A 19,166-nucleotide genomic window follows, 5' to 3' on the forward strand; every position below is an offset into this window, starting at 1 on the left:
GATTTATAGACAATGTAGTCTATTGCGGGCCGACCGGACTCGCCCGAGGAGGAACTTTTATGCAGCGTGTCGCCATCATTGGGGAAGGTCCTGCCGCCTTATCCACCGTGGAAAGGCTTCTGATCGCCGGCATGTGCGTAGACCTCATCTCAGAAAAAACTGCACCGTTCGGTCTACTTCGCCGCTTCGCGGGGCTTGCTGGCGTGCCCGAGGAAGCCGTGTCGCACGAGTGCGCACCAGGTACTACCCCGCGGCTGCGCCTATTGGGAAACGTGCGCGTGGGAGTAGGTGGCGATATCACCCATAACGAGGTCCATCAGCTGGCCGCCCACGGGGACCGCGAGCTCATCGTCATGGAATTAAAGGCCCGTGGCGTTCCCGTTACCACGTGGGAGGGACTCTGCACGCCGATTACGGATTTTGAGGACTGGACCAGCGTCATCGCCAGGGCGCAATTGGCGCACGTCTTGGTCTAGGTTCGCCCTTACGGTCAGGTGCCTAAATATAAAAACCGTTCGCCCCATCTGCGCCCACCAGATATGCTTGCTGGTTAATCCCTATTCTCCCTCGAAAGAAGCGCAGGTTTATGGATCTGGTCCGAATCCTCTTTACCCGCTCGGCACCGTATACGCCCTATGTCCTAGCGGTACTTATCCTGCAGGCGCTGTCCACCGCGGCTACCCTGTATCTACCGTCCTTGAACGCCAAAATCATCGATGAGGGCGTGTCCAAGGGCGATATCGACTATATCTGGCGCACCGGCGCAATCATGCTGATTGTGGCCTTTGTCCAGGTCATTACCGCCATCGGCGCGGTGTGGTGCGGCAGCCGCACCGCCATGGGTGTGGGCCGGGATCTGCGCAGCGAGGTCTTCCGCAAGGTCACCACGTTTTCTGCAGAAGATATGAGCGAGTTCGGCACGCCCACCCTTATTACCCGCGGCACCAATGACGTGCAGCAGGTGCAGATGGTCTACATGATGATGCTGAACTTCATGGTCACAGCACCCATTATGTCCATCGGCGGCATCATCATGGCCATCCGCGAGGACGCCGGACTGTCCTGGTTGGTGTGGGTTTCTGTCGCGGTATTGCTTGGCACCATCTCCGTCCTCATCGCGCGGCTTATGCCGCTTTTTCGTGCCATGCAGGACAAGCTGGATACCATCAACGGCACCCTGCGCGAGCAGATCACCGGCATCCGCGTCGTGCGCGCCTTCGTGCGCGAGGCCTATGAAACTGAACGCTTTACCAAGGCCAATAAGGACATTACCCAGCTTTCGCTGAAAATCGGCCAGCTTTTCGTGCTCATGTTCCCGCTTATCACCGTCATCTTGAACGTGGCCACGGGCGCCGTGCTGTGGTTTGGCGGCCAGCGAGTGGATGCCGGGCTTGTCGATGTCGGCGGGCTCACCGCCTTCCTGCAATACCTGCTGCAAATCCTCGCCGCCGTCATGATGGGCACGTTTATGGCGATGATGCTCCCGCGCGCCCTTGTGTGTGCCCGCCGCATCACCGGGGTCTTGAGCCACGAGCCATCCATTACCCCGCCGCAAGATACCGTCACCCCGGAAACCATGTCCGGCACCGTGGAGTTTCGCAATGTCAGCTTCTCCTATGCCGGCGCGGATGCCCCAGTGCTAGAGGGTATTTCCTTTACCGCCACTCCCGGCACCACCACCGCGATCATTGGTTCCACTGGCGCCGGCAAGACCACGCTGCTGTCCCTCATCCCGCGCCTGTACGTTCCGAGCGAGGGCGAGGTGCTTATCGATGCCACCCCTACCACCTCCCTCTCCCGCCCGGACATCGTCAGCCGCGTCTCGCTGGTGCCGCAAAAGGCCTACCTGTTTAGCGGCACGGTGGCCTCCAACCTGCGGTTGGGCCGCCCCGAGGCCACCGACGATGAACTATGGGAGGCGCTGCGCGTGGCGCAGGCGGACTTCGTCGATGACCTGGACATGCCGATTGCACAGGGCGGTACCAATGTATCGGGCGGGCAGCGCCAGCGCCTGTCCATCGCCCGCATGCTCGTGGCCCAGCCGCGCATTTATCTCTTTGATGATTCCTTTTCCGCGCTGGATGTGGTTACGGATGCCAATGTGCGCGCCGCTATGCACCAGTCCTTTGCCCAGCGCGGCGAGGCCGTCACCACCATCATCGTGGCCCAGCGCGTGGCCTCCATCCAGGATGCCGATCAGATTTTGGTCATCGATGCCGGGCGCATCGTCGCCCGCGGCACCCACACGGAGCTGCTGAATTCCTCGGATGTGTACCAGGAAATCGTTAAATCCCAAGAAACCGCTGGAGTAGCTGGAGGCGAGCACTAATGGCTAAAGACACCACCCACCACTCCTCCGCTGAGGAAGCTGAGCTCCAAGAACTTGAGGCCAAGGTTGCCGCCGATGAATGGTCCGGTTCCGCACCGCGCCAGGCCAAGAATTTCTGGCCTTCTGCCAAGCGCTTGTTGCTGCTACTCATGCCCTATAAGCGCATGCTGGCGGTAGTGGCGGCGATGAACATAGTCTGCGTCTTCCTCGCGGTCTTTGCCCCTAAGATCTTGGGTGATGCCATGGACGTCATCTTCTCTGGCGTCATCGCCCGCGAGCTGCCGTCTGACATCTCGGCGCAACAGGCCATCGACGGCATGCGCGCCCAAGGCCAAGATCAGGTGGCCGATATGGCCTCCGGCATGGATTTCATTCCCGGCGAGGGCATCGACTTTACCCGCTTGGGCACGCTTATCATCGCGGTGATCGCGATGTACATCGTCTCTGCCGCCTTCGAGCTCTGGCAAGGGCTCATCTTAAACCGCTTGACCATCGACACAGTCTACGAGCTGCGCCAGCGCGTGGAGGCCAAGGTGCATGCGCTGCCGTTGAATTACTTCGACTCCCACCAGCGCGGCGATATCCTCTCGCGCACCACCAATGACATCGACAATGTGCAACAAGCCCTCCAGCAGGCGCTGTCCCAGCTGTTTTATAACATCCTGATGATCCTGGGCATCACCGTGATGATGCTGAGCATCTCTTGGCGGCTCGCCCTGGTAGCACTCTTGGCGCTCCCGCTAACCGCGCTGATCATCGGGGTCATCGGCGGGCGCTCGCAGCGCCAATTCAAAACCCAGTGGCGCGCTACCGGCCAGCTCAATGGCCAGGTAGAAGAGTCCTTCTCCGGCCACGACTTAGGCATCGTCTTTGGCCGCACGGAGGATATGACGCGCCAATTTGATGAGCGCAATGACGAGCTCTTCCGCGCTTCCGCGCTGGCGCAATTCCTCTCCGGCATCATGATGCCCATCATGCAGTTCGTGTCCTACCTGTCTTATGTGGCCATCGCTGTACTTGGCGGCCTGCGCGTGGCCAACGGGCAGATGACCCTGGGCCAGGCCACCGCCTTTATCCAGTACTCCCGCGAATTTAACCAGCCACTGGGCCAATTGGGCGGCATGATGCAGCAGGTGCAATCCGGTGTGGCCTCTGCCGAGCGCGTCTTCGAGTTCCTCGATGCAGAAGAGCAATCGTTGGAGAACGCCAGCGATGAACTACCCGGCCGTGCCCGCGGCCGCGTGGAGTTCCAGGACGTTGCCTTTTCCTATTCGCCGGAGAAGGAGCTTATTACCGGGCTCAACCTGCGCGTGGAGCCGGGGCAAACCGCGGCGATCGTGGGCCCCACCGGTGCCGGTAAGACCACCATGGTCAACCTGCTCATGCGCTTTTATGACATCGATGCTGGGCGCATTCTTATCGATGGCCACGATACCGCCCACATGCCCCGGACCGCCCTACGCTCCCAAGTGGGCATGGTGCTACAAGATGCCGTCCTCTTTGAAGGCACCATCATGGACAATATTCGCTACGGCAGGCTCGATGCCACGGATGATGAGGTCATCGCCGCGGCCAAAGCAACGTACGTCGATCGCTTCGTCCACTCCCTGCCGGAAGGCTATGACACCGTCATCGACCAAGATGGCGGCGCCATCTCCGCCGGCGAACGCCAGTTGATTACCATCGCCCGCGCCTTTTTGGCCCAGCCCGCACTGCTCATCTTGGATGAAGCGACCTCGTCCGTGGATACCCGCACCGAGGTGCTCGTCCAAGAGGCTATGAATGCCCTGCGCGCCGAGCGCACTTCCTTCGTCATCGCCCACCGCTTGTCCACCATCCGGGACGCTGATTTGATCTTGGTGATGGAAAACGGGGGCATCGTCGAGCAAGGCTCCCACGAAGAGCTGCTGCGCGCCCAAGGCGCTTATTGGCGCCTGCACCAATCGCAGTTCAACGATTCTTAAGGGAGCGCCGCTGCATGATTACCTCACTGTGAGTTGGACTTGCGGGGCGTGCAGATTCGCGCCTTGCAGGTTAACCAGCTCCATGGTGACGTCTTGTAGCGAAATGCGCTCCATCAGGGGATTGGGAATAGGAGCATCGGGGACTGCGTGCGGAGCAGGAACGCCCAACTGATCAAGTACGGCATTGATATCCTCGTTGTCCAAATCCACGTTCACCGGAATGGTGGGATGGTCTACCACCGCGGGGGTTGTCTGCAGCCCGGTCGCCAGCACGGTTACCGGCCCATCAGTAACGGTGGTTTCCACATCCCCGGTAGTCAGTTTTCCCTGTCCCACAACACTAGGAAGGGTAAGGGCGAGATTTCGCGCAGCAAGTTTATCACCCACCAGCTTGAGCGCTCGCTGCTCGCCCTGTGCCGTTTGCACCGTAACAAGCGAGGCTGTCACGTTTCCGGTCAGCGTGACATTATCAGCGGTGACAGTACTAAGTTCAGACTGTGCCAAGGCCAAATCTTCCTGCGCGCGGGTTTTCTCAGGATGGTTGACCACGCACACTGCCATAAAAACGCAGAGCACCGCGAGCGCACTTGCTTTTAACGCGCGAGGGGAAGGGCCTTGCGATAGCGAGACTAGTCTGAATAGCCTCATGCGGAAACCGCCACCTCTTTCGCCTCGGACTTTTCCTTATTCGACACCTTCTGCCGATCCTGCGGCTGCCAAGCAAAGGCGAGTGCACCGCCGATAATGCCCAACAGGCTACCGATGAGAAAGCCGCCAAGGTTTGAGGTGGGCAGCGCAATAATGGCTACAAGTATGCTCAAAACACCCAAGTAAGTCGAGGTCTCTTGCCTAAACCAGGAGCCTAAACCAAACATGATAAGTGCCGCGCCAATGAGCAACGTCGAAACACCAGAAACCGTAGAAATCATCACCAAAAGATCAGAAATACGCACAGTAATATAGGCGGGCGCGGCGATGGCGATTCCAGACAGGATAAGTAGCAGTCCACCGGCAAAGGGGCGGCGCTTGCGCCAGTGCTTAAACCGCTTCCACCGGCTCTGCTTGGTTGCTACTTGGGCAATAGCTTCGTCGTTCGCCATAGAAGCATGAGCCTCATTGGCACTTTTGACTGCGTCCGCCACCGACTGCGAAGGCTCTTTTGCCGCGTTGCCCGCCGCACTTGCAATCCCAGCAGTTCCTTCCATAGATTCAGCGGTTTCGGCACCATTATCGGGGTCAGTCACCGCAGGCATGCGCAAAGTCTCATCATCAGAGGACTTAGCAGGCATTGTTATTGCTTCCCCTCTTCACTGTCACGGTCACTCCGGAAGCAGCGAGCTTTTCCGCTCCGACCGAGGTCGTTCGAATATCATCTGCGCTCAAGGTCACCTTCTGCGCATACAGGCCCCATGAGCCTGGATCTGCTTTGTCATTAACCTGACTTGCATCGACTCCCACGTTGGCGTTGGTCAGATCCAGCTCTCCCTTAATGTCGGTCGCACCGACCAATAGGTTTCTGACCTCCACGCTGTCATCTCCGTTCGCACGGAGAGCAAAGGTGGTCTCGCCCACACCAGGAACATCCGGAAGATTGGCGGATAAGCATAGGTTAGAAGCCACGGCATGTTCGAACTTCAAGCGTGCGGCCGGAATGGTTTCCTCTCCCATTTGATCTCTATCAACAAAGATCGACAGGCCTTCACCTTCAAGGTGGCTCATATTTACCTTAAAAAAGGTTCCCGATAGGGCAATATTGGCAGTCAAACCACCCTGGGCTACCGCAAAACCTGTAACGCCGAATGCCGCGAGACCTGCAGCCAGAGCGGCCGCAAACTTTGGAATGCTTATTCTGCCCATGAAGGCACCTTTCTTTGAAAGATTACAAAACGAAGAAACACGCCTAAAGACATCGTTTCTTCCCTGTCACCGGTGACCCATTTAAATAGGTCCCCAGTTTCCGTCTCATCCAATGCGAAAGCATCTCCGAAGGAAACATAAATCCTTGTGAGTTCTTCCAAACGACAGCACTAAATGAGATACAGAGCACAAAGACTAAGGGGTTATTGCCAAGATCGCAATCCTCGACCCTAGGTTTGCCGTACAAAATCTTGGAACTCTAAGCGGTTCAAGCCAGTACACTGGCCATATTTAACCCACCTCACTACACCCCCAAATTTGTGGTTTAGGCAACAGTCCAAATGTGGCGTGTGTTACGCTACACAGCATTCAATATCAATCGAAACCAGGGAGGGCTAAAATGTCCAACTCGCTTAATGCCAGTGCATACCAAGCTCCGGAGGACAACGACCAGAACAACTCCGCTGCCCCGAGTAAGGAAAAGGAGTCGAAGCGCGAACTCCGGCGCGCCCCCTTAGGTCCAGATTCCCTGCTGTGGAAGTGGGGATCGGATAACCGCCTGCAGCTGCTGCGCGGATATACCGGCATTTTGCAGAATATGCACCCGGCCATCGGGCAATCCCTCCTGGATCACTCGAAGTTCTTCGACGAGCCATTCGCCCGCCTGCAGCGCTCCACGCCGCAGATTATTCAGTCCATCTATGACGACGGGGACATCGGCGAGCGCATCCGCGATTATCACGTCACCATTAAGGGCACGCTGAAAAATGGCGAGCGCTACCACTCTCTAAATCCAGAGACCTACTACTGGGCACATGCGACCTTTGTCTACCGTGTCATCTACGCACAAGACCTTTTCGGCACCCCGTTCACCAAGGAAGAGCGCGACCAAATCGTCCGCGAAGGCGTGACGTGGTGGGATAAGTACGGCATGTCTGAGCGTCCGGTCATCGATAACTACGATGACTTAATCAAATACATGGACGAGATGGCAGATACCGTCCTCGAACGCAATGAGACCGTTGACTTCGCACTACGTACTGCACGCGTAGAACCAGTCAAGGCTCCGGAAGGTGTTCCAGAGGCCGTGTGGAAAGTTATCTGGAAGCCGATTATGCGCAGCGCCATCTGGTTGACGGTGGCCACCTTGCCCCAGAAGTACCGCGATATCTTGGATCTCAAGTGGTCCAAGCGCGATCAAAAGCGCTTCGACCGCATTGCCAAGTCCGTCCGCTTCATCATGGATCACCTGCCAGAGGACAAGCGCTACATGGAGCCGGGTCGCTCCCTGATGATCAAAAACGGCATGATCGAGGGCAAGTACAAGGAGCCGAAGAAGATTCAAGGCTACAACGCCGCCCAGGCTAAGGACTCTGCGGCCACCGCAGAATCTACCGACAAGCCGGATTCCGATGATGCAGTAGCCGCACGCCGTGCAGCCGGCTGTCCATTCTAAAACACACCGGCTTCTTCATTGTTCGTGGGCTTTAAGCTCACGAACCTTTTCATTAATCTCCCTGGAGCGTGCATTACATGTCTTTACCCCGCCGACTACAAGAACGGCCTTTGCCACAGCATTTACTGACCGAACTGCAACATCTCACCACCAACTACTCCACCGGTTCGCTGGATAAAGGCGAACACCAAGCGGTCCATTCCCCTCTCTTCGAAGAAGAATTGGGGTGGGTTGGAGTAGGTTCCGAAGAAGACGTAGATGAAGCTTTCCGTCGTTCACGCCAAGCCCAAATGCTCTGGGCTGACACTGACGTTAAGCAACGCGTAAAGGTAATTAAGCGCTTCCATCACCTCGTGGCCAAGAACCGCGAGCTGCTGGCGGATTTCATCCAGCTGGAGACCGGTAAGGACCGCACGGCCGCCTTTGATGAGGTACTCGATGTACTGAACAACGCGCGTTATTATTCAAATAATGCGCCAAAGCTACTTGCTACACAGAAACAGCCAGGTGCATTTCCATTCATTACTAAGACTCGCCTACAGCGGGTTCCTAAGGGTGTTGTAGGGCAAATCAGCCCGTGGAACTATCCATTAGCGCTGGGCATTTCCGATGCCGTTGCGGCACTGCTTGCAGGCAACGGCATCGTGGCCAAGCCCGACGGCTCCACGCCGTTTTCTAACCTGATTTCCCTCTATCTCTTAAAGGAAGCAGGACTGCCGAAGGATCTGCTACAGATCGTCACCGGTTCCGGCCGAGTCGTCGGTTCCGCCATCGCTGAACGCTGCGATTACCTGATGTTTACCGGCTCTACCAAGACCGGCAAGATTTTGGGTACCACCGTAGGCGAGCGCCTTGTTGGATACTCCGCAGAGCTGGGCGGAAAGAACCCGATGATCATCGCGCCGGATGCAGACATCGATAAGCATATTGACACCATCGCTACCGCCTGTTTCTCAAATTCGGGCCAGCTGTGCGTTTCGATCGAACGCATCTACGTTCCCGAAGCCATCTTCGATCAATTCATTACCGCATTCCGCCGAGCAACCGAATCCATCAAACTTGGCTCTGGTTTGAACTGGGACTACACGATGGGTTCGCTCATCGGCCAAGATCAATTGGATGTAGTGCAGCACTTTGTCGATGACGCAGTAAACAAGGGTGCAACCGTTATTACCGGAGGCAAGCCCCGCCCGGATATCGGCCCCTATCACTTTGAACCCACGGTACTCACTGATTTGGGCGATGGCACCGAGCTTGCAGAGCAAGAGGTCTTTGGTCCAGTGGTATATGTGCAACGCGTGCGCGATGTCGAAGAGGCAATCGAACAGGCAAATAAATTGCCCTATGGTCTAAACTCCTCCGTATTTGGCCAGCCAGAGACCGCTCAGGCCATCGCTGAGAAAATCGATGCAGGAAGTGTGACTATCAATGATGGCTACGCTTCAACGTGGGCCTCGATTTCTACCCCACTGGGTGGCGTCAAGGAATCTGGCGTTGGTCGCCGCCACGGCCACGAGGGCCTGACTAAGTACACGGAAGCAAAAAATATCTCTTCCCAAAGGATCATGCCGATGCGCGGGCCAAGCTGGCTACCCAATAAGTACTACGGCACCCTGCTGAGCTCCGCATTGCGTTTAGGAAAAGCCCTGCACTTCCTACCTTAAGCGCTCGCCATAGCACCTAGGAACCACTCAATTCCCAGTAACACACTTCACATTCCATAGCTTTGTGTGTACTATCACAACTTATTCACGAAATGTGACCTACTGACTACATAAAATTCACACCATACAGCGGCCAGTAAGCGCCCTGCGAAACTCGAAAGGACCTGACCCCTGTTTGGTGGACACCTGATATCCAGCCCAGTCGGGCTGGAAGAAAGGTAATCTACCACCATGTCCAGGTACTCCGAACAGTTCAAACGCGATGCCGTGGCCCTCTACGAAAACAATGAGGACCTCTCACTGAACTCAGCATCAGCAGAGCTCGGTATCAACCGTGCCTCGCTGCATTCTTGGATCAAGAAGTACGGCACCGGCAAACGTGCCCGCACAAAAAGCATGCGCGACAAGGTCCAAGCAGCGAATGATTCCGAACGGATCCGCCAGTTAGAAAAAGAGAACGCAAAGCTGCGCGAAGAACGTGACATCCTGCGCAAGGCCGCGAAATATTTTGCCGAAGAGACTCACTGGTGATCCGCTTCCAGTTTGTCTATGACCACCGAACCGAATTCTCGGTTAAGCGGATGTGCCAGGTGTTAAAGCTCAATCGCTCCTCGTTCTACAAATGGGTGCAAACCCGCGAAGAACGCAGGTTAAAGACGTGTTCGGATGCTCTTATTGGTGCAAGAATCAAGACCATCTTCGATGATGAATACGGGCTTTATGGTGCTAAACGCATCGCTGCAAGCCTTAAAGCCGATACGAGCTTTGGCCCGATAAATCACAAGAAAGTCGCACGAATCATGAAATCCATGGGACTTAAAGGCTTTACCAAACGCCGCCGATGCGTCACTACCAGGCGTAAGCCTGGTCACCGCGTCATGCCAGATCTAGTAGGCCGCAGATTCACAGCTGACAGGCCAAACCACGTCTATGTAGGCGACATTACGTACCTGCCGTGTAAGGGCGGCAAGAACATGTACCTGGCCACGGTCATCGACGTCTACTCGCGCAAACTTGTCGGACATGCACTCGCCGATCACATGCGGGTATCACTGGTTATCGAAGCTTTGTCCCATGCCAGGAAAGTCCGCGGAAGCCTTAAAGGGGCAATTTTCCATTCTGATCACGGCAGCGTGTACACCTCACAAGCCTTTAGGAACTATTGCTCGTCGTTGGGTGTGCGCCAGTCTATGGGAGCGGTAGGAACGAGTGCTGATAACGCCCTAGCAGAATCGTTTAACGCCACGCTCAAGCGGGAAATCTTGCGTGACAGGAAAGTCTTTGACAATCCGATCTCCTGCCGCCAAGAAGTCTTCCGGTGGTGCATGCGCTACAACACACGCCGACGGCACTCCTGGTGCAATCTTTCAGCTCCTGACGTCTTTGAAGCCGAGAATTCAGCTACACTGACTAGAGCAGCATAGCTAACCCCCGACGTGTCCACTTTCCGGGGGTCAGGCCCAAAGGAACAGCATGTTCAAGCCATACCGTCGGCCGACTGTCGCAGTGGTTGGCGCCGGAGTAGCTGGATGCGCCGCGGCTTCTGAATGCGCATTCTCAGGATTCGACACCGTTCTTTTTGAACAAGAACCACATATCGGTGGTCATTTCAATTCTGCTCTAGCCACTGAGGTATCCCGGAAATACCACTTCCGTACGCCGTACCTCCGCCTCACTAGGACTGACGGCTCACCGGCTTCTGTCATTCGCCACCTTGAAAAGGCTGTCGAGGCCAGTGGCGCCGAGTTCCGTGGTTCCACCGAAGTTACCGGAGCTGAATTCGACCGCGCAGAAGGACAATGGGAAATTTCCTACCTCAGTGATTCCGGCCAGGAAACCCAAGCATTCGATGTCCTGATCCGCGCCACCGGTGAGGCGTCTCCGTGGATTTCCGTTCCGGGACGTTCGAAGGCAAATGTCGACGATATGTACCTCCACCACGGTGTCGAGGTCTTTGGACTTCCTAATGCCCTCTTCGTCGACGGCCCTACCCCGCGTGATTCCTACCTCAAACGCCGCCCATTGGCTGTTATCGAGGCCCGTGCGGATCACTGCCGCCGTTACGTTCGCCAACTCGAAATTCGTGGACCCGGAGAACTAACGGTCAAGCATGATAAGTGGTTGGTCCAACCCGGAACTGTACGCGGAATCCGCGAAGTGCTCGCGGGGTTCGATGCACCGGCCCATGATTTCAAGAGAGCATCCAACTACGCCTCTGAATCCGCCTCATCAGAACGCCAGACTCAACAAAAGTCCGCTACTGCCCTTAAGGAGGCATGATGACCACTCTGAGCAATCCTGAAAGCACTGTAAACGATCAGATGACCCAAGCGTCCGATACCAATACGGAAAACCTGCCTGAGTTGGGTCCAGATTCCATCCTGTGGCAGCGCTTTGGTGACTGGCGCTCGGCATTCGTTGCCCTGTCCGCTGGTCTATTACAGATTACCCAGCGCGACGTCAGCCGTTCCTTGGTGCAGCACTCCAACGTCTTCGATAACGAGGTTGCACGCCTTGTTCGGTCCGCTTTCCCGATCATTCGCACGATTTATGAAGGCCCCGAAGTCGGCATAATGATTCGTGATTTCCATAAGGACATCAAGGGAACCCATCCAGATGGAAGCCGCTACCACCCGCTGAATCCGGATGTTTACTACTGGGCCCATGCCACCTTCGCAGCCATGCCTTACCAGTTGGCCGGCAACTTCATGGTTCCCTTAAGCCCAGAGGAACGCGAACAGCTCTTCCAAGAAACCCGTACTTGGTATACGTTCTACGGAGTTGCAGAGCCGGATGATGCACCAAAGACGTACGCAGAATTTGAAGAGTACTTGGACCTCATGATCGATACCCTCGATATCAGCGAGACCATCGAGCGCTCCCGCATTATCAACGGCCTTACCCTTGACCCCCCAGACCCTAAGGTGCCCAACTGGCTGTGGAAACCCATCGCACCCTACGCATCCCGACTGCTGCTGTGGGTTGCTATCGGTATGATTCCAGACAAGTTGCGCAATAAACTTGGCTGGGAGTGGACTAAAAAGGACGAGCGCAAGCTGAAGATTTTCTCCCGTACTGTACGTGGTATCTTCTCTGTCCTCCCACGCAAAGCACGCATGGTTCCTATTGCTACGCGCGCATTTGAAAAGGCTGAAGCCGAAGGCGGCTTCCACTACTAAAACCATTCCCCTTCACTCATTGGTATTGAATACTGACTCCCAGATTCGCGGCTTTAGGCCTTAAGGTAGATAACAACGTGGAGTATCAGTAGTGAAGGAGCACGAATGACCACCGTGTTCGGTTGGATTGCTATAGCCGCATCGATTCCGGTGTGGCTATACTTTTTCGCCCGCGCCGGGGCGCTCATTAAGTTCATCCGCTCGGGCGGGCCCACCCAACTAGAGCGCACCAATAGCCCCGTAAAACGCCTTTGGCGCGTGCTGGTTGAGGTCTTCGGCCACACCCACTTCAAGGGCAAACCACTGGTCAACGCTGCCCACTGGTTAGTCATGGTGGGCTTCTTATTCGGCATCCTGGTCTGGTTTGAGGCCTATATCCAAACCTTCGCCCCGGATCAAGGATGGCCGGGCTTAAGCACCTGGACGGTCTATCACTTCGTGGAAGAAGTGCTCGGCATCGGCACGGTGCTAGGCATCTGCTTCCTGATAAGCGTGCGCCTGAAACTAGGCGATACCGAGCGCGGCAGCCGCTTTTTCAACTCTCAAACGGCAGCGGCCCGCTGGGTGGAGGCCATCGTCTTCATCGAGGGCCTCAGCATGCTCCTGGTCAAGGCCTCCAAGATCGCGGCCTTTGGTCACGGTTCCGCAGTCGCGGATTTCTTGACTATTCACCTGGCTAAGGCGCTACCCGAATCCCCGGCACTGGTCAGCTTCTTCGCCCTGGTCAAGCTGCTATCCGGGCTCCTCTTCATCTTCTTTATCGCCCGCAACTTCCAGTGGGGTGTCATGTGGCACCGCTTCATGGCGTTTTTCAATATCTTTTTCCAGCGCAATACCTCTGGGGAAAAGGCGCTCAAATCCCTGCCCACCCCGGACCTGGAAGAAGACATCACCCCTGGCAGCTGGAAGATGCTGCTGGATTCGACCGCATGCACCGAGTGCGGCCGCTGCCAGGAGCTGTGCCCCGCCTGGAATACCGATAAGCCGCTCAGCCCCAAAAAGGTCATGATGGACCTGCGCCAAGGCGCGCTGGATAATTACAACCCACACGAGGGCCTCGATGTGCTCTCGATGGCTGGTGTCATCGACGATGACGTCCTGTGGTCCTGCACCAATTGCGGGGCCTGCGTGGATCAGTGCCCCACCGATATCGAGCACATCGACCATATTGCAGACCTGCGCCGCTTCAAGGTCTTGGCGGAATCCGATTTCCCATCGGAGCTCACCGGCCTATTTAAAAACATGGAGACCAAGGGCAACCCCTGGGGCCGCAATAATTCCGAGCGACGCGCCTGGATTGATGAGGCGCGTGCCGATGGCATCGAGGTACCCATCATTGGCGAGGACGCCACCGATTTCTCCGATATGGAATACCTCCTCTGGGTAGGCTGCGCCGGCGCTTATGACGACAATGGCCGCCGCACCACCCGCGCCGTCGTGGATCTGCTGCACACCGCTGGCGTGAAGTTCGGCGTGCTTTCTACCGGCGAGACCTGCACCGGCGACCCCGCCCGCCGCGCCGGCAACGAGTTCTTGTTCCAGATGATGGCGCAACAAAACGTCGAAACCCTCAACAACGCTTTCGAGGGCGTACCCAAAGGCCAGCGGAAAATCATCACGACCTGCCCGCACTGCTTTAATACCATCCGCAATGAGTACCCGGACTTTGACGGGCATTTCGATGTCTTCCACCACACGCAGCTGCTCAACCGCCTGGTGCGCGAAAAGCTCCTACAGCCGGTTCCGCGCACCCCGGAAAACCGGAAGCCCATCACCTATCACGATCCATGCTTCCTGGGCCGGCACAATAAGGTCTTCGATCCCCCGCGTGAGCTTCTCCAGGCCACGGGCGTAGAGCTGCGCGAAATGGACAAGTCCCGCGATGAGGCCTTCTGCTGCGGCGCCGGCGGCGCCCGCATGTTCATGGAAGAAAAGTTGGGCTCTCGCATCAATGAGTTCCGCACGGAGCAGGCGCTCGAGACCGGCGCCGAGGAAATCGCCACCGGCTGCCCGTTCTGCAATGTCATGATGACCGGCGGCGTGAAGTCTTTGACCGCCGAATCCACCCCCATCGCCCAGGTCAACGACGTGGCCACCATGCTGCGCAATTCCATTTCCCTGGATGACAAGGGCACTCTTCCCAAGCCCCGCCCCAAGGCCTTCTTGGGCACCCCAGTGCGCCACCGCGCGGCTTCAACCACCACAGGTGATTCCCCCAAGGCGCCCGCGCCTGCCGATGCCCCCTCCCCCACGTCCACATCCACCAACTCCACGCCACCAGCCGCACCCTCCGCTCCGGCAGCCCCGTCCGCGCCTTCGGCACCGGCGGCTCCCGCTGCGCCCTCTGCCCCAGCCGCACCCTCTGCTCCGGCGGCACCTCCGGCCCCCGGCGCTGCTGCGCCATCGGCACCATCGGCGCCAAAGGCTCCTTCTACCCCGGCTGCTCCCAAGGCCCCTTCGGCCCCGAACGCCCCCAGCGCGCCGAGTGCACCGCAGCCCACTAATACCTCGGCGGTGCCCACTCCACCTGCCGCACCGGGTGCCCCCTCTGCGCCCAGCGCGCCAACCCCACCGAGCGCTCCCACACCGCCTGCGGTTCCTAAGGACCCTACTGCTCCTGCAGCTCCGAGCGCTCCAACAGCGCCAAGTGCTCCAACGGCTCCGAGTGCCCCAACTCCGCCGGCTGCTCCAAGTGCGAAGGCACCCGCGGCACCCCAACCGCCTCGTGCCCCGCAGCCTCCCGCTGCATCACAAGCACCGGCTGCACCGCAACCACCTGCAGCTCCACAGCCACCGAAGGCTCCGCACGCTGCCGAGGCACCAGAGCCTCCCAAGGCACCCAAGCCACCGCACGCCGACGAGAAACCCGAAGCAGCAGCACCTCCCGCGCCACCTGAGCCTCCGGCTCCGCCGACTCAACCAGCCGCATCAACCCCGCCCGCTCCACCGGCAGCGGCCACACCACCTGCTCCACCGGCTCCACCGGCATCGTCCACACCACCTGCTCCGCCTGCGCGACCGGCACCACCGGGGACGTCGGCAAGCGCAGAGCCTCCCAAGGCCCCCAAGCCACCTAAACCGCCGGAGCCACCCACACCACCGAAAGACGCGAATACCGAGTAGGCATGTGCAGGGGTGAGTGCGTACGCTGTGATCCATGCATTTAGATGTGGGATGGGCTGCGGATACTGTTGTTCTCGCAGCAGGTGCGACGGAAAACACCACTAGCCTCGTTTCCTTTGCCTGGATCATGCTTGCGGCGCTACTGGCGCCGATAGTGTCGTTCATGTTGGGCAACCGGCTGCCGGCCGTTGCCCTTTTGATCATCTTTGGCATGGTCATCGGCCCCTCGCTTTTGGATGTCGCGCATGAGGATGCCGGCATCAGCATGCTCAAAGAACTAGGTGTTGGTGCGCTCTTCTTGCTCGCCGGTTTTGAAATCGAGATTTCTACGCTCAAGACCAAAGAGGCGGGAACTGCGCTATCCACCTGGCTTATCTGCCTAGTGGCCTGTGGCGTTGGTGCATACTTCTTGGTCGATAATGTCCCTGGCGCCATCGTGGTAGCACTCGCGCTGACGTCCACAGCACTGGGAACGCTGCAACCAATGTTGAAACAGGACCGCGTGCTCGAGACCAAGGTGGGCAAATCGGTCATGATTCACGGCGCTATTGGTGAGGTCGCCCCCATTACCGCGATGGCGCTTTTGCTCAGCACGCGCTCCACGTGGACCACGCTGCTGATTATGCTCGCGTTCATCGGCATCGCCGTGGCTGTTGCCATCATGCCGGCGGCCATTGCCACGACGATTCCGTGGGTTAAAGCGGCGTTTATCTCCGGTGCGGGGTCTACCAACCAGACCATTTTGCGCCTGATCATCCTGATCCTTGCCACCCTCATGGCCGTCACGGCGGTCTTTGAGCTCGACATCGTGCTTGGTGCCTTCGCCGCCGGCATCATCTTGAACCGCATCATTCCGGATGAGTTCCATCGCCGGCTGGAGCACCGCCTCGATGTGGTCTTCCACTCCATGCTCATCCCGGTCTTCTTCGTGGTCTCTGGCATGACGATTAACTGGGATACCATCGCCAATAATCCGGGGAAAGTACTGGGCATCCCGGCGCTTATTCTTGTCACCCGCGGCCTGCCGGTATTCCTGCGCGAGAATGTGGGCCACACCGGCTCCGAAATTGAAACGGTGCGCGAGCGCCTCCAGGTCAGCTTGTACACGGCTACCGGCCTGCCGATCATCGTCGCGGTGACGTCGCTGGCGGTTAACTCGGAATTGATGAAGCAGGAAACCGCCTCGATCTTCGTCGCCGGTGGCGCATTGACCGTCGCCATCTTTCCGTTCCTGGCCAACCTGGTGGGAAGGAAGGACTCCAAGACGGTTGATGAATCCGACCCAAAGAAGAAATCGGATTCTGACGAGGACGATAAGGAAGAAGAGTCGCAAGAGCTCTAATCTGTGTACTTCACGCTAGAAGATATGCCCTGCCACCGCGGCAGGGCATATTCTTTTTGAATCAGCTTGTCTATTATGGTGGCTGTGACTAATAGCTACGGACCCTCCCCCTATGACCGGACACTGCGTCTATCCGATTCAGAGCGCAACGATGCCCTGACCGATCTAGCCCGCGCAGTGGGCGAAGGACGCTTATCCATGGACGAGTTTGAGGAGCGCTCCGATAGCGTCATGCAGGCCGTCACCCAGAAGGACCTGGCACCGATCTTTAGCGATATCCCTGCAACCGGATCGCAAGAGGTAAAGATCTATTCCCAAGGCGATGTGGACCGCGCCTTAAATGCCGCAAAGAAGCCCCGCCTCGCTATCGCACTGACCAGCTCGGTGGTTTTGCTCGCGGCATCGCCTACTCTTGTCTTACTCAGCGCCACCATGAATAGCCCCTGGTTGCTGGCGGGCGGTGCCGTGGCCGCAGCGCTCATCCCCATCGTGTGGATCCTGTTGTACGTGGCCAAGGTGGGCCCGCAATCCTGGCATGCCCCCTCGGTGCGGCAAATTGAGCGCCAACAGCAGCGCGAAATCCGTGCGCTGACGGCACACGAGCGAGCGCACCAAAAAGAATTAGAGAAGAAAATGTGGGCCGAACGCCGCCAGCAAGCCGGGGAAATTACCGGTCAGGCTATGGAAATGGCGAAGAAGCAAATCAGCAAGTGGAATAATAAATAGCGCTGAGGTGCGCTGCAATATTTCTTAGCGCTGTGAAAGATGGCACAATATGGCCATGACTTCTCCCAAACCCCGCATCTTTGACCAGTCCGAAAAACTAAAGGGCATCGCTTACGATATTCGCGGTGAGGTCTCAGCGGAAGCGGAGAGAATGGAACTGGACGGCCACACCATCCTCAAGCTCAATACCGGCAACCCCGCCGTCTTTGGCTTCGATGCACCCGATGTCATCATGCGCGATATGATCAGCGCGCTGCCCACCTCCCAGGGCTACTCCACTTCTAAAGGCATTACCTCGGCCCGGCGGTCCATCGTCACGCGCTATGAGCTCGAAGACTTCCCTCATTTTGATATCAACGATGTCTTCTTGGGCAATGGCGTATCAGAACTTATCACCATGACCACCCAGGCGCTGCTCAATAACGGCGATGAGATCCTCATCCCGGCACCCGATTACCCGCTGTGGACGGCGGCAACCTCGCTGGCCGGCGGCACCCCAGTGCACTACCTGTGCGATGAGGAAGACGACTGGAACCCATCCATCGAGGACATTAGGTCCAAGGTCACCGAAAAGACCAAGGCCATCGTGGTTATCAACCCGAATAACCCAACCGGCGCGGTGTATTCGCGCGAGGTCCTGCAGCAGATCGTGGACATCGCCAGGGAGCACAACCTGCTGATTTTGGCCGATGAGATTTATGACCGCATCCTTTATGACGATGCGAAGCATATCTCCATCGCCTCGCTGGCCCCCGATCTCTTGACCTTTACCTTTAATGGCCTATCCAAGGCCTACCGCGTCTGTGGTTACCGCGCGGGCTGGATGGTCATTACGGGCCCGAAGCACCATGCGCACGGGCTTATCGAGGGCCTCGAATTGCTGGCCGGTACCCGCCTGTGCCCGAATGTTCCTGCCCAACATGCCATCCAGGTGGCGCTGGGCGGGCGCCAATCCATCTACGAGCTCACCGGAGCGGGGGGACGACTGCTGCGCCAGCGCGATATCGCCTACGACAAGATCAATGAGATCCCCGGTGTGTCCGCGGTAAAGCCCAAGGGCGCGCTGTACCTCTTCCCGCGCCTGGATCCCAATGTCTATGAGATTCACGATGATTCCAAGCTCATGTTGGACATCCTCAAGGCCGAAAAGATCCTCATGGTCCAAGGCACCGGCTTCAACTGGCCGCACCCGGATCACTTCCGCGTGGTCACGCTGCCCTGGGCTTCCCAGCTGGAAAACGCCATCGAGCGCTTGGGCAATTTCTTGGTAAGCTACCGCCAATAGCACCCCAGCAGGCGATTGGTAATTGCAGTAATAATCGTTCACAATACACCGTATGGGACGGCATTCCTCGGTTTCTAATTCCGCATCGGACTCGGCTTCGCGGCATCGGCAAGCGCAGCGTCGATCTGGGTCCAGCGGGCACGCGCCAGGCCAGTCGGCGTTGGAACGCCTAAATCCACGTCAGCTGGCGCAGGAGGTATCCGGCCACCCGTGGCGCGTTGGCCTGGTCACTGCCATCGGT

15 protein-coding genes are annotated in these 19,166 nt (G+C 57.6%); 12 read left to right on the top strand and 3 right to left on the bottom strand.

Features of this window, described 5'->3' with window-relative positions; translation table 11 throughout:
• Positions 1–59 precede the first annotated feature (59 nt).
• From HMPREF1261_RS00950 to HMPREF1261_RS00960, 3 genes are all read left to right on the top strand, one after another.
• Positions 60–476, top strand: coding sequence for a hypothetical protein (locus tag HMPREF1261_RS00950; protein WP_023029639.1), 417 nt, complete (start codon positions 60–62; stop codon positions 474–476).
• Positions 477–586: 110 nt separating this feature from the next.
• Positions 587–2,329 carry an ABC transporter ATP-binding protein gene (locus HMPREF1261_RS00955; protein ID WP_023029640.1) on the top strand — a complete coding sequence of 581 codons (1,743 nt, stop codon included), beginning with the start codon at positions 587–589 and terminating at the stop codon, positions 2,327–2,329.
• Positions 2,329–4,293: an ABC transporter ATP-binding protein gene (locus HMPREF1261_RS00960; protein WP_023029641.1), complete on the top strand. Its 1,965-nt coding sequence runs from the start codon at positions 2,329–2,331 to the stop codon at positions 4,291–4,293. Before HMPREF1261_RS00955 ends, HMPREF1261_RS00960 begins: the two co-directional genes overlap by 1 nt.
• A gap of 18 nt (positions 4,294–4,311) precedes the next feature.
• On the opposite strand, the gene HMPREF1261_RS00965 is transcribed toward HMPREF1261_RS00960, so the two are convergent.
• The 3 genes from HMPREF1261_RS00965 to HMPREF1261_RS00975 are packed head-to-tail and all read right to left on the bottom strand — an operon-like array spanning position 4,312 to position 6,150.
• Complete coding sequence (locus HMPREF1261_RS00965; protein WP_023029329.1) at positions 4,312–4,941, bottom strand: hypothetical protein; 630 nt, start codon at positions 4,939–4,941, stop codon at positions 4,312–4,314.
• Positions 4,938–5,582 carry a DUF6114 domain-containing protein gene (locus HMPREF1261_RS00970; protein ID WP_023018072.1) on the bottom strand — a complete coding sequence of 215 codons (645 nt, stop codon included), beginning with the start codon at positions 5,580–5,582 and terminating at the stop codon, positions 4,938–4,940. Before HMPREF1261_RS00970 ends, HMPREF1261_RS00965 begins: the two co-directional genes overlap by 4 nt.
• Positions 5,572–6,150 carry a DUF6230 family protein gene (locus HMPREF1261_RS00975; RefSeq protein ID WP_005279354.1) on the bottom strand — a complete coding sequence of 193 codons (579 nt, stop codon included), beginning with the start codon at positions 6,148–6,150 and terminating at the stop codon, positions 5,572–5,574. Before HMPREF1261_RS00975 ends, HMPREF1261_RS00970 begins: the two co-directional genes overlap by 11 nt.
• 400 nt (positions 6,151–6,550) lie before the next feature.
• On the opposite strand from HMPREF1261_RS00975, the gene HMPREF1261_RS00980 reads away from it, so the two are divergent.
• The 9 genes from HMPREF1261_RS00980 (at position 6,551) to HMPREF1261_RS01025 (ending at position 18,925) form a co-directional block, all read left to right on the top strand.
• Positions 6,551–7,606: an oxygenase MpaB family protein gene (locus HMPREF1261_RS00980; protein ID WP_023018073.1), complete on the top strand. Its 1,056-nt coding sequence runs from the start codon at positions 6,551–6,553 to the stop codon at positions 7,604–7,606.
• 77 nt (positions 7,607–7,683) lie between these two features.
• Positions 7,684–9,270, top strand: a complete 1,587-nt coding sequence (locus tag HMPREF1261_RS00985; RefSeq protein WP_023029642.1) for a succinic semialdehyde dehydrogenase — start codon at positions 7,684–7,686, stop codon at positions 9,268–9,270.
• A gap of 231 nt (positions 9,271–9,501) precedes the next feature.
• Positions 9,502–10,694, top strand: a protein-coding gene (locus HMPREF1261_RS00995) for an IS3 family transposase (RefSeq protein ID WP_100067808.1) whose coding sequence is annotated in 2 segments (ribosomal slippage) — positions 9,502–9,781 and positions 9,781–10,694 — 1,194 coding nt in all. Because the reading frame shifts where the segments join, the coding sequence is not laid out codon by codon here.
• Between the two features lie 49 nt (positions 10,695–10,743).
• Positions 10,744–11,550 carry an FAD-dependent oxidoreductase gene (locus HMPREF1261_RS01000; RefSeq protein ID WP_023018075.1) on the top strand — a complete coding sequence of 269 codons (807 nt, stop codon included), beginning with the start codon at positions 10,744–10,746 and terminating at the stop codon, positions 11,548–11,550.
• Positions 11,547–12,449 (top strand): oxygenase MpaB family protein, encoded by a 903-nt coding sequence (locus HMPREF1261_RS01005; RefSeq protein WP_034654502.1) that lies wholly within the window; start codon positions 11,547–11,549, stop codon positions 12,447–12,449. The genes HMPREF1261_RS01000 and HMPREF1261_RS01005 overlap by 4 nt, the downstream gene beginning before the upstream one ends.
• Before the next feature lie 105 nt (positions 12,450–12,554).
• The gene (locus HMPREF1261_RS01010; RefSeq protein ID WP_023029643.1) at positions 12,555–15,572 is read left to right on the top strand and encodes a (Fe-S)-binding protein; all 3,018 of its coding nucleotides are present in this window, start codon (positions 12,555–12,557) and stop codon (positions 15,570–15,572) included.
• A gap of 34 nt (positions 15,573–15,606) precedes the next feature.
• Positions 15,607–16,914 carry a cation:proton antiporter gene (locus HMPREF1261_RS01015; protein WP_023029644.1) on the top strand — a complete coding sequence of 436 codons (1,308 nt, stop codon included), beginning with the start codon at positions 15,607–15,609 and terminating at the stop codon, positions 16,912–16,914.
• A gap of 75 nt (positions 16,915–16,989) precedes the next feature.
• Positions 16,990–17,640 carry a DUF1707 domain-containing protein gene (locus HMPREF1261_RS01020; RefSeq protein ID WP_023029645.1) on the top strand — a complete coding sequence of 217 codons (651 nt, stop codon included), beginning with the start codon at positions 16,990–16,992 and terminating at the stop codon, positions 17,638–17,640.
• Positions 17,641–17,689: 49 nt separating this feature from the next.
• Complete coding sequence (locus HMPREF1261_RS01025) at positions 17,690–18,925, top strand: pyridoxal phosphate-dependent aminotransferase (protein ID WP_005279345.1); 1,236 nt, start codon at positions 17,690–17,692, stop codon at positions 18,923–18,925.
• The last annotated feature ends 241 nt before the right edge of the window (positions 18,926–19,166 follow it).

Source organism: Corynebacterium sp. KPL1818, from assembly GCF_000478135.1.
Taxonomy (GTDB): Bacteria; Actinomycetota; Actinomycetes; order Mycobacteriales; family Mycobacteriaceae; genus Corynebacterium; species Corynebacterium accolens.